The sequence below is a fragment of the Trabulsiella odontotermitis genome, from assembly GCF_001188485.1.
GTDB classification, from domain to species: domain Bacteria; phylum Pseudomonadota; class Gammaproteobacteria; order Enterobacterales; family Enterobacteriaceae; genus Trabulsiella; species Trabulsiella odontotermitis_A.
Window position 1 is genome coordinate 70,525 of sequence record NZ_JNGH01000102.1, and the last position, 13,020, is coordinate 83,544.

The following is a 13,020-nucleotide window of genomic DNA, read 5'->3' on the forward strand; positions in this document are numbered from 1 at the left end:
ATGAATGATGGCGTGGCCACAGGAAGTTAAGGATAAGGTCCGCACCGGCTACATTTTTGACCAGCTCCCGCTGGAGATGGTCGCCCTGCGCTGTGGCGTCCCGCACGATACCGCGCGACGCTGGAAAATGCAGGCGGCCAAAAACGGTGACGACTGGGATAAATTGCGGGCCGCCCACACGCTGGCGGGTGACGGGCTGGAGAACGTGGCCAGAACGGTGCTGATTAGCCTGGTTGTGAAATGTCAGGCAACGATTGAGCAGCTCAACAAGGATCCTGATGTTCCGGCAAAACAGTCGGTGGAGCTGCTGGCAAGCCTGGCGGACAGTCTCAGCAAGGCGGTATCGAGCAGTAAAAAAATCCTCCCGGAAACGGACCGGCTGGCAACGGCGCTGGAGGTGGTTCAGTTGCTGGGTGCGTATATCAGCAAGAAGCACCCGAAACTCAACGCGGCGTTTCTGGACGTGCTGGAAGGGTTTGCCAGGGAACTGGAATCAGATTTTAGTTAACGGCGGCCCGGGTTCTCCCGGGCCTTGTTCATTCAGGGGTAATTGTGGCCAGACGTAAAAAGACACAACGGGAGTTTCAGCAGAGCCTGCAGGAGTACATCGCCAACCTGCGCATGACCATCGAGACGGAGTGCCTGGGATTTGACATCGATGCCGAAGCGGCAAGGGCGCGACAGGCCGCAGTGGCTGACCCTGTTGCGGGCTTTGAGTTTTTTGTCCGCACCTATTTCCCGCATTATGTCCGCAACCCGGCCATCAGCGAGCTGCATAAATATTTGTTCAGGCGACTGCCGGAGATTGTGGCCAGCCCGGAGGGTGAGAGCGACGCTATCGCTGCTCCCCGTGGTGAGGCCAAATCAACGATAGTCAGCCAGCTGTTTAATCTGTGGTGCATTGTCCTGGGTCTGAAACATTACCCGGTCATCATAATGGACAGTATCGATCAGGCGTATCCGATGCTGGAAGCGATTAAGGCTGAACTGGAATTTAACGCCCGTTTAAAAAGCGATTTCCCGGACGTATGCGGTCAGGGTCGGGTATGGCGTATGGGGACTATCGTCACGGTCAACAATATCAAGGTGTCGGTCGCCGGTAGCGGTAAGAAGTTGCGTGGTCTGCGTCACGGCCCGTATCGTCCTGATCTCGTTATTCTGGACGATATTGAAAACGACGAGATGGTCGCTAACCCGGAACAGCGTGACAAGCTCCACAACTGGCTCACCAAAACGGTGATGCCGCTCGGCGAGGCCGGAGGAAAAACCGATATCGTCTATATCGGGACTATCCTCCACTACGATTCCGTTCTCTCCCGCACGCTGGATAATCCGATGTGGAAGGCCGCGCGCTTCAGGGCGATTATCCGCTGGCCGGACAACATGCAGTTATGGGACCAGTGGGAAGAATTCATCCGTAATAAAGACCTGGATACGGCTGCGTTGTTCTATGCACAGAATGAATCGCTGATGCTGGCCGGTGCGGTCGTGTCCTGGGCAGCGCGACCGTTGCTGATGCTGATGAAAATCCGCGTTCGTGACGGTCATGGCACCTTCGACAGCGAATACCAGAATGACCCGGTCAGCGGCGATGATGCCCTGTTCGTAAACTGTATTAATTTCTGGGTAAACCGGCTCAATGAGTGGGTTTTTTATGGCGCGGTTGACCCGAGCCTGGGCAAGAAAAACAAGAAGCGGGATCCCTCCGCCATTATGGTGGGCGGTTTTAACCGCTATACGGGGATCCTTGATGTGGTTGAGGCTGACATTCGCCGCCGTCTGCCAAACGTTATCATTTCAGATGTCATCAGATACCAGCGCGAATATGGCTGTATTGCCTGGGCGTTCGAGTCCGTCCAGTTTCAGGAGTTTTTGCGCACCGTATTAGTGGAGCAATCCGCAAAACTCGGGGTGCCGGTCCCGGCTATCCCGGTTATCCCGCTGGATGATAAAGCGCTGCGCATTGAATCACTGCAGCCCCACATGTTTAACGGGTTAATCAGACTGCACCCGTCGCAGCAGACGCTTATCGATCAGCTAAGGCATTACCCAAAAGCCGACCACGACGACGGCCCGGACGGGCTGCAGATGTTGTGGGTTCTGGCTGTTTCCCGTAGTACAAAATTTCAGATTCACACCCCCGGCCGGGGTCGTGATTCACACAGTCGTTTTGGTTCTGGAGGCTGGTAATGGGCCGGATTGTAGATATTCACGGGCGACCGCTGGAGCGTGACGCCCTCAAAACCGGGCAGACAGTCCAGCTGGCTGAGCGCCTGCGTGTTTACCCTGATCACCCGTCACGTGGTCTGAACATTCGCAAGCTGCCGCGAATCATGGCCGCAGCCGAACAGGGAGACATTCAGGCACAGGCGATGCTGTTTGCCGATATGGAAGAGCGCGACGGCCACCTGTTCGCGGAAATGGAGAAGCGCAAAAACGTCCTGCTCAAACTGGACTGGTCCATCGAGCCGCCCCGCAACCCCACGACTGAAGAGAAGAACCTGACCGCCGCCGTCGATGACTGGCTGCGCGGGCTCCAGAATCTGGAGGATGTCATCCTGAACGGGATGAGCGCGGTTGGTTACGGGTTCAGTTGTCAGGAAATCGCCTGGGAACTGACGGACAAAATCTGGCTCCCCGGAGAAATCAACCTTCGCCCTCACCACTGGTTCAGAACGCAGCCGGATAAGGGGGACGAAATCCGCCTCGATGACGGCAGTTATCAGAACGGGATCAGTGGTTCGGAACTGTGGCCGTTCGGCTGGCTGGTTCACCGCACTAATGCCCGGTCGGGCTTTATCGGGTCGTCCGGGCTGTTCCGCGTGCTGGTCTGGCCGTATCTGTTTAAAAACTTTGCCCTGCGAGATCTCGCGGAATTCCTGGAAATCTACGGGCTTCCGGCGCGGATTGCCTATTACGCGGCGGGAACCAGTGATGCCGATCGCGATGCCATCCTGCAGGCGCTGGTCACGCTGGGGCATGAAGCGGTCGCGGCAATACCCCAGGGTAACGAGATTAGATTCGAAGCGGCTGCAGAAGGCGGGCCCGACGCGTTTATGGCGATGATTAACTGGGCCGAACGCACACAGTCAAAGGCTATTCTCGGCAGTACGCTCACCAGCCAGGCCGACGGGAAGACCTCGACCAATGCGCTGGGGAACGTCCACAACGAAGTTCGTCACGACATTATGACGGCGGACGCCCGCCAGATGGAGGGCATGTTCCGCAACCTGATTAGCCAGCTGGCGGCACTGAACGGCTACGGTGACGTTAAACCGCGTCGCCTGCCGCGCCTGGTATTCGACACGCAGGAAGAAACGGAAGTCAAAGACTGGGCGGAGTCGCTGGATATTCTGGTGAACAGGGTCGGGCTGCCGGATATCCCGCACTCCTGGGTGCGTAAACGGATGGGGATCCCGACGGCAAAAAACGGCGAACCGGTGCTGACCCGGGTACCGCTGGCCAGCACTACCCCGGCCAGCCTGAGCCGTATCGATGGCGGGTTACGGCTGGTTGCGCTCAACCAGACCACGGAAGACGATGACCCGGCCCAGACCGCTATCGACAGGGCACAACTGCCCGCTGATGTGATTAATCAGGGGATGGAGGCACTGCTGGCCCCCCTGGTTCAGTCGCTGGAACAGGGGCAGAGCGCTGACGAGGCGATGAATATTCTGGCGGAAGCCTGGCCTCAGTTGCCTGATGACACCCTGCGCCAGCTGCTGGAGCAGGCGATTTTTGTAACAGAGGTCTGGGGTCATTTAAATGCCGACAGCTGACGACGTTGATCTGGGGTTCGCCTACTCGCTGGCCCCGGAAGAAGCCATTGAGTATTTCAAATCGAAGGGCTTCGTTATCGGTTTTAACTGGCATGACGTCCGGGATATCGCCCACGCCCGCGCGTTCTCCGTGGCGGGGGNTCAACAACGCACTGAGTGAGGTGCAGGCCGGTGGTGGTACTTACCGGGAGTTCGTTAAAGGGCTGCAGCCAGTACTGGAGGCTAAGGGGTGGATTGGTCGGGGTCTGGTTGCAGATCCTGAGACCGGGGAACTCCAGGGGAAACAGCTGACCCCACGGCGGTTACAGACCATTTTTGAAACTAACCTGCAGTCCAGCTACAACGCCGGACGCTACCGGCAGCAGATGGCCAACGTGGCGGACCGGCCCTACTTCGAGCGTGTGGCGGTGATGGATATCAGAACCCGCCCGCGACATGCGGCCCTGAACGGCTTCACTGCCCGTGCCGATGATCCTGTCTGGGAGTTTCTGTATACACCCGACGGCTATCACTGCCGCTGNNCGGTCTGACCATCCAGAGCAGCGAGGGGCGACTGGTCGAGGTTGAGCAGGAGTATGGACAGCCCGGGAAAACCATCAAAGCGACGGGGCTTAAAATGCCTGACGGCTCCGTCTACACAACTGCACCGGGATTCGGATTTAACCCGGGCCGTGTGGCGTTCCAGCCAGAGCTGGACAAGTACGCGTATCAGTCAGCCCGCCAGTACGTCACCGGCTCCCCGACGGGGGCGGGNGCCCGCGATTTCTGATTACGTACTGATACAGCAGACTATTGAGAACGCCGGAGAGATAACGCAGCGCGGCAGCGCCTGGCGTTATTCGCTGCAGCAGGATGGCCGCTGGTCGGTGGCCACAGTTGAGGGTGACGAGCTGACCGACTGGCATATTCAGGACACCCCGGAGGAGTAATGGCTAAAGACTCACTGCGACTGAAGGTTGATATCAGCGCCTTTGATGCCGGTATGCTGAAACTGATTCGTGCCACGAAGGACCGACATGACCTGATGACGGCGCTGGCCGGAACGATGCTGGACGCGGTCGAAGAAAACTTCCAGCAACAGGGGCGCCCAAAATGGCTGGGGTGGAGCCCGGCTTACGCTAAAAAACGGGGTTCCGGTCAGATCCTGCAGAAGACCGGTCGACTGGCGGCCAGTATCCGCGCCGCCATTTCAAACAACGAGGCGACGGTCGGGACCAACGTCCGGTATGCGCGTATCCATAACGAGGGGGGCGAAATCAGACACGCTGCCAGGACCACTGACCTGCATTACAAACAGTACAAAAACGGCAGCGTCAGCCGCCAGTTCGTCAAAAAGCGCAACAGTAATTTCGTGCAGAGCGCCACTATCGGCGCACACACCGTGAAGATGCCAGCCCGCCCCTTCCTGCAGCTCACCGGTGACGATATTGAGGAACTGGAGAACACCGCGAAACGGTATTTCGAACGCGTTATTGACTAAGTGGCGTCAAACGCGCTGTAATTCGCTCTGCGCCGTTTTGTTACTGTCAGTGCAAAATGCTCATTCTCACTGTGAAAACCCCGGAGAATCATTTTTAAAAGGGGTTTAACAGCGGTTCCGCTTTCTGTTCCTGTTTCCCCGTCCGCTAACCTTATGCGCTGAACCCTCTCAGCCGCTCCCCGGTATTCGTCCGCGTCATCATGACCGCATGAAACGTATCGCTGCACTTGCCATAGCAATCACAAAAGCGACTCACAACGAAATCCAGCTGTTCCCGGCCGGAGAATTTCGTGCAGTGGACGGTCGCCCGACCGACGTCGACAACTGGGTAATGACGGCTGAACTTGCGGCCGTCATCGTCGCTCAGGTGGCGGCACGGACCACTCCTCTGGTGATTGATTACGAACACCAGACCCTTAACGCGTCCAGAAATGGACAGCCCGCCCCCGCTGCTGGCTGGTTCAGCCAGGTTGAATGGCGCGACGGCTCCGGGCTGTGGGCTGTGGGTGTTGAATGGACCGACAACGCTGCCGCCATGATNTGGCGAGGTCACGCACCTGTTGCACGCCGCACTCACCAACACACCTGCACTGGACGGAATGGACGCGGTCATGCTGGCCGCTGCCAGCCGTCTGGCCAGTCTTTCAACTGAAACGGAGGCCACTACTGTGGACGAAGAATTTTTAGCCGAGCTGCTGACCAGTATTCGCTGGATGCTGAACCTGCCTGTCACTGCCACCCCGGAGGAGATCAGGGTGGAGTTGCAGAAAGTTATCGACGCCATTTCAAAAGGCCAGGGCACCGCCGCCGCATCTGTCGGGCTGCTGACTCTGCTGGCTCAGCACGACGAGCAGGTCGCCAGCCTGTCTGCAAATGCCTACGACCCGTCAAAACATATCGCGCTTGAGGCGTTCAACGAGCTGCAGACCCGCTATGCGTCGCTGTCGCAGTCGTCCGCCACACAGGAAGTTGACGGGCTGGTCACGGTCGCCCTGTCGGATGGTCGCCTGCTGCCGGCACAGGAAGCATGGGCGAAGGACTACGGCCGCAAGGACATGGCCGGACTGAAGAGCTGGCTGGATAAGGCCCCGAAAATCGCGGCGCTCAGCCAGACCCAGACCACCACATTCACCCCACCGAACCCGGAAGACCAGATTAACGTCGCCAGCCTCACGGCGGAGCAACTGGCCATCTGTTCCGCGTTCGGTAACGACCCGGCGGAAGTTGCCCGCCAGCTGGAGGATTAAATGGATCGCAATACCTGGCGTAAAAGCTGCCTGTTCATCTCTCTGCAGGTAGCTGCAGGGGCAATTATTTACGGTGGCCATCAGGTCGCCATCAACGAGACCGGGTTCGCCGTTCCTGCAGACCCTGGAACGGCGACAGATAACCTCGCCGTTATTGGTGTGTCCGATGAGTTCGTGGACAACACGAACGGCGCGGATGGTGCGGCAATCGTAATGATCCGTCGCGGCGAAGCGTTTTTCCTCGGTAACAGCTCCGCGAAACCAGTCACTCAGGTACTGGTCGGTAAGCCGTGCCAGGTTGAGGACAGCGTGACCGTCTGCGCTGATGACACGGTGAACCGTACCGCCGGAACGGTAATGGAAGTTTCACCAGACGGCGTCTGGGTTTTCATCTCTTAAGGAGTTTTTAAATGATTGTTAACAAGGCGAATATCGCAACCTTTTTCGTCAATCTGAAAACCACGTTTAACGGGGCGTTAAAAGCCGCACCGACCCAGTGGCAAAAGATCGCGATGAAAATCCCGTCCACCGGTAAATCGAACGATTACAGCTGGATGATGAACTTCCCCCAGATGCGCAAATGGGTAGGCGACAAAGTTGTTAAATCGCTGGCGGCGTTCAAATACTCGGTGGAAAACGACGACTGGGAAGCCACGATTGAAGTTGATCGTAACGACCTCGAAGACGACCAGACCGGGATTTACGCCGTCCAGGCGAAATCCGCCGGTGAGTCCGCCGCGCAGTTGCCGGACGAGATTGTTTCCAGCCTGGTGAACAATTCGTTCACGTCGCTCTGTTACGACGGCCAGTATTTTTTTGATACCGACCACCCGATGGGGAACGGTGTGTTCTCCAATAAGGGAACCAAAGCGCTGTCTATCGACACACTGGCCGCCGCGCAGGCGTCCTATGGGGCGGCGCGTATCCAGCTCGGGAAAGTGAAGGACGACGAAGGCCGCGCCCTGAACGTTACCCCGAACATTCTGCTGGTCCCGGTGGCGCTGCAGGATGTGGCCAATGCACTGATGACCACTGACCGCCTGGAAGACGGCAAGGTCAATATCTACAAAGGCACTGCCGAAGTGGTTGTCGACCCGCGTCTCACGAGCGATACCGCCTGGTTCCTGCTGGATACCAGGAAGGCGATCACACCGTTCTTCTATCAGGAGCGTAAAGCGCCGCACCTGGTTGAGCAGACCGACATGAACGCGGACGACGTGTTCAACCGCAAAAAATATAAATACGGTGCAGAAGCCCGCGCCGCCGGTGGCTACGGTCTCTGGCAACTGGCCTACGGCTCCACCGGAACGGAGGTATAAGGCATGGAAAAGGTGATTGAAATTACCGCCAAGCGGGAGGGATTCCGCCGCGCAGGGATTGCGCACAGCGAGCAGACTCAGACTTACCCGCTGGTATCACATCCCTGACCAGTGAGCTGGACGCCGAGCGTGAGAAAAACGCCAGTGCGCTCGGCACGCTGGAGCTGGGTAAACAGGGGCTTCAGGAAGCGAATGGTTTACTGGCAACGGAACGTCAGAAAAACAGCGAGCTGACAGCGCAACTGGAAGCGGAACAGCAGAAGGTCACAGACCTGACTGCGCAACTGGAAGCCGCCAGTAAAAAGGGGAAATAACCCATGTCCTACGCCACACCGGATCAGTTTATCAGGACGTTCAGCGAGCGGGAGACCGTCTCGCTGACAGACGAAAAGCGCACCGGCCAGGTTGACACTGACAAGCTGGCCTTCGCGCTGACCCGTGCCAGTAACGTTATCGATGGCTATCTGGTGGCGCGTTATAAAACGCCGTGGCCGGACTCACCGGGGATCCTGACGGGGTACTGTTGCGATATCGCCCGCTATCAGCTGGCGACCGATTACCGCCAGGTGTCTGATGAAATCCGGTTCCGCTATGAAGACGCGATCAAATTTCTGCGCGACGTGGCCAGCGGCAGGATCGGGCTTGGGCGTGACACCGCCGGNAGATGCGGATTTACTCCGGCGTTCGCCAGTTCGGACGGGAGTCGACGGACGGAGGCGCGTTTTGATAACGGATATTGAGAAGGCGCTGGTTGAACGTCTGCGCCGGGGCCTCGGCAGGATGGTCTGGGACGTGACCACCTACGCGGGGGAACTGGACGATGACCCGGGGAAGATTATCCACCGTCTCCCGGGTGCATGGGTGACATTCGGCGGCATTGTAAAAACCGAACGTTATTCCACGTCCAGGCAAAAACGGAAAGTCACCGGCCGGTTTGTGGTGGTGGTCGGTGACTACAATACCCGCGACGAACAGAGCGCCCGCCACGGCGGCGTAAATCAGGATGAGGTCGGAACGAACCTGCTGGTCGAGTCGGTTCGCCGACTGATTACCGGTCAGGATCTGGGGCTGAAAATTGATTATTTCGAACCAGGTCGTGTCCGAACCCTGTTCAACACGGCTGTTGAAGAACGCGCCCTGTCGGTATTCTCCTGCGAGTTTGACACCGCGTGGATCGAGCGGGCGCTGGAAAACGGCAAATGGCCGGAACGTTCAGCAGACCCGGAGGCACCGGACGCGGCGTTCAATGCCTACGATGGCGAGCTGTCCGACCCGGACCCGGACCTGCTGCGCGTGGGGATTCGCTATCACCAGCCTGGCACCAGTCAGGACGATGACCAGGAAGACCTGGTCGAAGTGAGGAAAGAAGAAAATGGCAACGATTAAAGTCAGGGCCGCTGCAGGGGTGATATTCCCGATGGAGCGGCGTGCCAGGAAATATATCACCGGTGATGTGGTTGAGGTTGAGAGCACGGCTTACTACCGCCGCGCTGTCGCAGCCGGTGACCTTGTTCTGGTGACAGTGGATGAGCAGGTAACGGCGAAAGCTGCCCCCGCTCCGGCTCAGGTTAAGAAAGAGATTAAGGCGGAACCCAATGAGTGAGATCCAGTTTGACTCAATCCCGAACAGCATCCGCAAGCCGGGGCAGTATCTCGAATTCAACACCAGGACAGCGGTCAATACGCTGCCCGGGAACCCGCAAAGAATGCTGATCATCGGGCCGATGCTGGACACGGCCACCGTCGCACCGCTGGTTGCCACTGCCGTGTTCTCAGATGATGAGGCGTCGCAACTGTTCGGTACGGGCTCGCTGGCGGCAGCGATGGCGGCAGCGGCTATCAAAGCCAACGCGTACCTGCAGCTCAGCGTCATCGGCCTGGAGAACGGCGAGGCAGGAGTACCGGCAAAGGGGACACTGAAAATTACCGGTGCAGCCACGAAATCCGGCACGCTGACGGTACTGATTGCAGGCACTGAAGTTGCGGTAAATGTGGATAACGGTGCCCTGCCTGCAGATATCATTCCGGCGCTGGTAACCGCGATGGGCCAGAAGCCTGAGTTGCTGGTGACGGGGGCCTATGATGTTGAAGGTGGTGCGTTAACCCTGACCTGTCGCTCATGGGGCGAATGGGGGAATGATATCACCCTGTCAGCCAGTACCACGGCCACCGGCCTGACACTGACCGTTACGCCGATGGCCGGGGGTGAAAAAAATCCTGATATCCAGCCTGCGCTGGACGCGGTATTTACTGCCGGTCATAACATTCTGGTTAACCCGTTCAGCACGGATACCGCACTGGCAGCGTTCAGCGAACACCTGACCGCGACCGGAAACGCAATTGAAAAACGCGGGGCGATTGGTTGTTCAGGCTGGACCAGCACTCTGGGCAGCGGGATCACGCTCGCCCACAACGTCAACGACGGGCGCATTTCGATTCCGTGGTATCGCGGTTCGGTAAAACTCCCGGCTATTCTGGCGGCCGCTTACGCTGCGGTACTGGCGAGTGAGGAAGACCCGGCCCGCCCGCTGAACGGACTGCCGCTCACCGGCATGGACGTCGTTGCTGAGAGCCAGTACGAAAGCCGTACTGAGCAGGAAAGCGCGCTGCACAACGGACTGACCCCGATTGAAGTTGGCCCGGGCAACACCGTCCAGATCGTACGCGCCGTGAGCGCCTATATCGTCAACCCGCAGGGAGTGGAAGACCCGGCGCTGCTGGATATCACCTCTATCCGTACGCTGGACTACACCCGCAAGGCGTGCGCTGACCGTATCGGTCTGCGTTTCCCGCGCGATAAGAACAGCATCCGCACACCGCCTAAAGTGCAGAGTGAGCTGTATGACGTGTTGCTGAAGCTCGATGATGCGGAGATCCTGGAAAACGTGGTCGCCAACAAGGACAAGCTGAAGGTGCAGAAAAGTGGCACTGACGCGAACCGCTGCGATGCGGTCATCCCTGCTGACGTGGTCAACGGGCTGCATGTTTTTGCAGGCCGAATCGATATGATTCTGTAAGGAGCTAATCATGGCGTTAGAAGAATACGTCGGCTCAATTGTGATGGAAGTTGACAGTCAGGAAATTGAGATCACCGACTTCAGCGTTCAGATCGTGACCGGGCGAAAGCTCGTCAAGACGATGAACCGCACCGGCCGCGCCAGAGGGTTTGCCCAGGGTATCGCCACGTACGAACTGTCCGTGACTGCCGTGGTGCCTGATGCCAATGTGCCCGACTGGGAAGGCATGGAGGGTGTGAAGATTTCCATTTATCCGCTGGACAACAGCGCTAAACGAACCTCCTATCTGGACTGTTTCACGACTGAGGTCGGTGAGCAGTATACGGTCGACAACGAAGCAAAAATCGACATTAAGCTGAACGCGCTCAATAAGGTTGATGCATGACGATCAAGACTGAAAAAGGCCGTCTGCTGGACGGCATTCCGTTCGGTGGGGAGATGCATTTTGATTTCGAACTGCGTCTCCCTGTGATGGCCGACAGCAACCGGGCACTGGACGCCACTGAAGAATGTTTCGAAAAGGCCGACGAGAGTTACGAATCGGACGCGTTTTATCGCAGCGCCGTAATGGCCAGCACGATAACCCTCGGCAAAATCCCGCCGGAGGAACTGACCGCTGAGCTGCTTTTTAACGAACTGACCCGTGACGATTATGACGTTCTGTTTGCTGCCAGGGAACGGCTGAAGGCAAAGCGGAGAGGCGGGAATCCCGGCTCGCCGGACTCCGAATCACCGTCCTCGCCCTCGGACGATGCGGGATCAGTGAAGAGCGAATAATGCAGATGAGCCGTCCTGAACTGGACGGCCATATTGCCGCGCTCAGCAAGCTGAATGGCAACAAGCCGGGTAAGAAAGAGACCCGCGTAACCCACCAGAAATTTAAATCCCTCAGAAAGAAACGCAAAAAAGGGAGCTCCCGCAATGGCCGGTAATTTCAAAGTTGGCATGACCCTGACCGCAAATGATGACGCCTCGGCGGTACTGGTCAAAGGGCTGAAGCTCACCACCAAAGCCGCAGCGCGCCATCCAGCGGGAAATCTCCCAGACTATCGCCAGTTACAACCGCCTCGCCCGCTCCGGGGTGGCATCAGCCCGTGAACAGGAGCGAGCCTTCCGCTCGATGAGGACCCACGTCAAAGAGCTGCGTCAGGAAATGCGCGGTTTCAGCCGACTGGGTGAGGCCAGGCGCATAGGCGGAAACGCGCTGGCCGTTACCGGTGGACTCGCTGCCGGTGGTGCCGTTCTGGCACAGCCGGTAGAGCGACNNACAAGTGGCTGCCGGAGCTGATGAAACTCTCCACCGCATCAGGCGCATCACCAGTGGACCTTGCAACACTGGCAGTTAAGGGTAAGCAGTCGTTCGGGCTCAGTGATGAAGACATCCCAACGGCACTGAATATGGCGATAGCAGCCGGTAAGGCCGGGAATGTGGAGCTGAAGGATATGGCCAGATACCTGGCTCCACAAATGGCCGCAGCCGGTGCAGCAGGTATGAAAGGGATCGACGATTTCGGGAAGTTACTGACGCTGAATGAAGCCGCAGGTATTACGGCCGGAAACAGTGATGAAGCCGGGAATAACGTCGTTAACCTGCTGGCCAAAATAAACAGCCAGGATGCGGCTAAAGCTGCCGAAAAAGTCGAGATCAACGGTCATGGGATTGACCTCCCGGGGACGCTGGCTGATGCCCGTGAGCGTGGGATTGATCCGGTTGAAGCATTCTCCCGTGTTGTTGACAGAGTGGTCTCCAGCGACAAGCGCTACCAGCAACTGCAGACGCGTCTGGACGGAGCGAAGGATAACAGCGAACGTAGTGCTGTACTGGAATCAATGGCCACGATTCTTGAAGGTTCTGGCGTCGGAAAGATTATCGCTGACCGTCAGGCCCTGATGGCGTTGCTGGCGTATCGCAATAACCCGGAATACCGGAAACAGGTTGAAGGACAAATCAACGCCCAGCGGACGCTACCGGAAGGCCAGCGGGCCGGTGACGAAGACTTCAAGTTTATTGCCAGCACCAATGATTTTAAGATTGAACAGGCGAAAAACACCGCTGATTTCGCGCAGATGGACAGCGTCAAAAAGCTGGCCGATGTGGCGGGGTCAGCGGCTGAAGAAGTCACCAGGCTTGGACAGGAATTTCCGGGCCTCACCACGGCCGTGGCCGGGGCCACAACC

Annotated in this window: 18 protein-coding genes; all 18 read left to right on the top strand. The window is 57.8% G+C overall.

What is annotated here, in order from left to right:
• Positions 1 to 4 precede the first annotated feature (4 nt).
• Positions 5 to 508 carry a DUF1804 family protein gene (locus tag GM30_RS16545; RefSeq protein WP_420802276.1) on the top strand — a complete coding sequence of 168 codons (504 nt, stop codon included), beginning with the start codon at positions 5 to 7 and terminating at the stop codon, positions 506 to 508.
• 44 nt (positions 509 to 552) lie between these two features.
• On the top strand, positions 553 to 2,190 hold the full coding sequence (terL, locus tag GM30_RS16550; RefSeq protein WP_049849525.1) for a phage terminase large subunit: 1,638 nt from the start codon (positions 553 to 555) through the stop codon (positions 2,188 to 2,190).
• A complete protein-coding gene (locus GM30_RS16555) occupies positions 2,190 to 3,779 on the top strand; it encodes a DUF935 domain-containing protein (RefSeq protein ID WP_049849526.1) in 1,590 nt (529 codons plus the stop codon). The genes terL and GM30_RS16555 overlap by 1 nt, the downstream gene beginning before the upstream one ends.
• A 92-nt stretch (positions 3,780 to 3,871) precedes the next feature.
• A complete protein-coding gene (locus GM30_RS26795) occupies positions 3,872 to 4,309 on the top strand; it encodes a phage head morphogenesis protein (protein ID WP_476691175.1) in 438 nt (145 codons plus the stop codon).
• 398 nt (positions 4,310 to 4,707) lie between these two features.
• Positions 4,708 to 5,259 (top strand): phage virion morphogenesis protein, encoded by a 552-nt coding sequence (locus GM30_RS16565; protein WP_049849527.1) that lies wholly within the window; start codon positions 4,708 to 4,710, stop codon positions 5,257 to 5,259.
• A gap of 208 nt (positions 5,260 to 5,467) precedes the next feature.
• Positions 5,468 to 5,911 carry a phage protease gene (locus GM30_RS28255; protein WP_476691178.1) on the top strand — a complete coding sequence of 148 codons (444 nt, stop codon included), beginning with the start codon at positions 5,468 to 5,470 and terminating at the stop codon, positions 5,909 to 5,911.
• A complete protein-coding gene (locus tag GM30_RS28260) occupies positions 5,859 to 6,506 on the top strand; it encodes a phage protease (protein ID WP_338011796.1) in 648 nt (215 codons plus the stop codon). Before GM30_RS28255 ends, GM30_RS28260 begins: the two co-directional genes overlap by 53 nt.
• Positions 6,507 to 6,905 carry a hypothetical protein gene (locus GM30_RS16575; RefSeq protein WP_049849528.1) on the top strand — a complete coding sequence of 133 codons (399 nt, stop codon included), beginning with the start codon at positions 6,507 to 6,509 and terminating at the stop codon, positions 6,903 to 6,905.
• Positions 6,906 to 6,916: 11 nt separating this feature from the next.
• Entirely contained in the window at positions 6,917 to 7,825 is a 909-nt protein-coding gene (locus tag GM30_RS16580) for a Mu-like prophage major head subunit gpT family protein (RefSeq protein ID WP_049849529.1), read from the top strand.
• 317 nt (positions 7,826 to 8,142) lie between these two features.
• The gene (locus GM30_RS16585) at positions 8,143 to 8,565 is read left to right on the top strand and encodes a gp436 family protein (protein WP_080993457.1); all 423 of its coding nucleotides are present in this window, start codon (positions 8,143 to 8,145) and stop codon (positions 8,563 to 8,565) included.
• A 40-nt stretch (positions 8,566 to 8,605) separates the two neighbouring features.
• On the top strand, positions 8,606 to 9,211 hold the full coding sequence (locus GM30_RS16590) for a phage protein Gp37 (protein WP_049849538.1): 606 nt from the start codon (positions 8,606 to 8,608) through the stop codon (positions 9,209 to 9,211).
• Positions 9,198 to 9,428, top strand: coding sequence for a hypothetical protein (locus GM30_RS16595; protein WP_049849530.1), 231 nt, complete (start codon positions 9,198 to 9,200; stop codon positions 9,426 to 9,428). Before GM30_RS16590 ends, GM30_RS16595 begins: the two co-directional genes overlap by 14 nt.
• Positions 9,421 to 10,842 carry a phage tail sheath subtilisin-like domain-containing protein gene (locus GM30_RS16600; protein ID WP_049849531.1) on the top strand — a complete coding sequence of 474 codons (1,422 nt, stop codon included), beginning with the start codon at positions 9,421 to 9,423 and terminating at the stop codon, positions 10,840 to 10,842. The genes GM30_RS16595 and GM30_RS16600 overlap by 8 nt, the downstream gene beginning before the upstream one ends.
• A 10-nt stretch (positions 10,843 to 10,852) precedes the next feature.
• Positions 10,853 to 11,227 carry a hypothetical protein gene (locus tag GM30_RS16605; RefSeq protein WP_049849532.1) on the top strand — a complete coding sequence of 125 codons (375 nt, stop codon included), beginning with the start codon at positions 10,853 to 10,855 and terminating at the stop codon, positions 11,225 to 11,227.
• Positions 11,224 to 11,619: a hypothetical protein gene (locus tag GM30_RS16610; protein ID WP_049849533.1), complete on the top strand. Its 396-nt coding sequence runs from the start codon at positions 11,224 to 11,226 to the stop codon at positions 11,617 to 11,619. The genes GM30_RS16605 and GM30_RS16610 overlap by 4 nt, the downstream gene beginning before the upstream one ends.
• Positions 11,619 to 11,774: a hypothetical protein gene (locus GM30_RS26805; protein WP_193391787.1), complete on the top strand. Its 156-nt coding sequence runs from the start codon at positions 11,619 to 11,621 to the stop codon at positions 11,772 to 11,774. The genes GM30_RS16610 and GM30_RS26805 overlap by 1 nt, the downstream gene beginning before the upstream one ends.
• A complete protein-coding gene (locus GM30_RS27395) occupies positions 11,764 to 11,940 on the top strand; it encodes a hypothetical protein (RefSeq protein WP_238582670.1) in 177 nt (58 codons plus the stop codon). Before GM30_RS26805 ends, GM30_RS27395 begins: the two co-directional genes overlap by 11 nt.
• Positions 11,941 to 12,129: 189 nt before the next feature.
• On the top strand, positions 12,130 to 13,020 hold an 891-nt coding region (locus GM30_RS16620), incomplete at its 3' end, for a phage tail tape measure protein (RefSeq protein ID WP_238582671.1).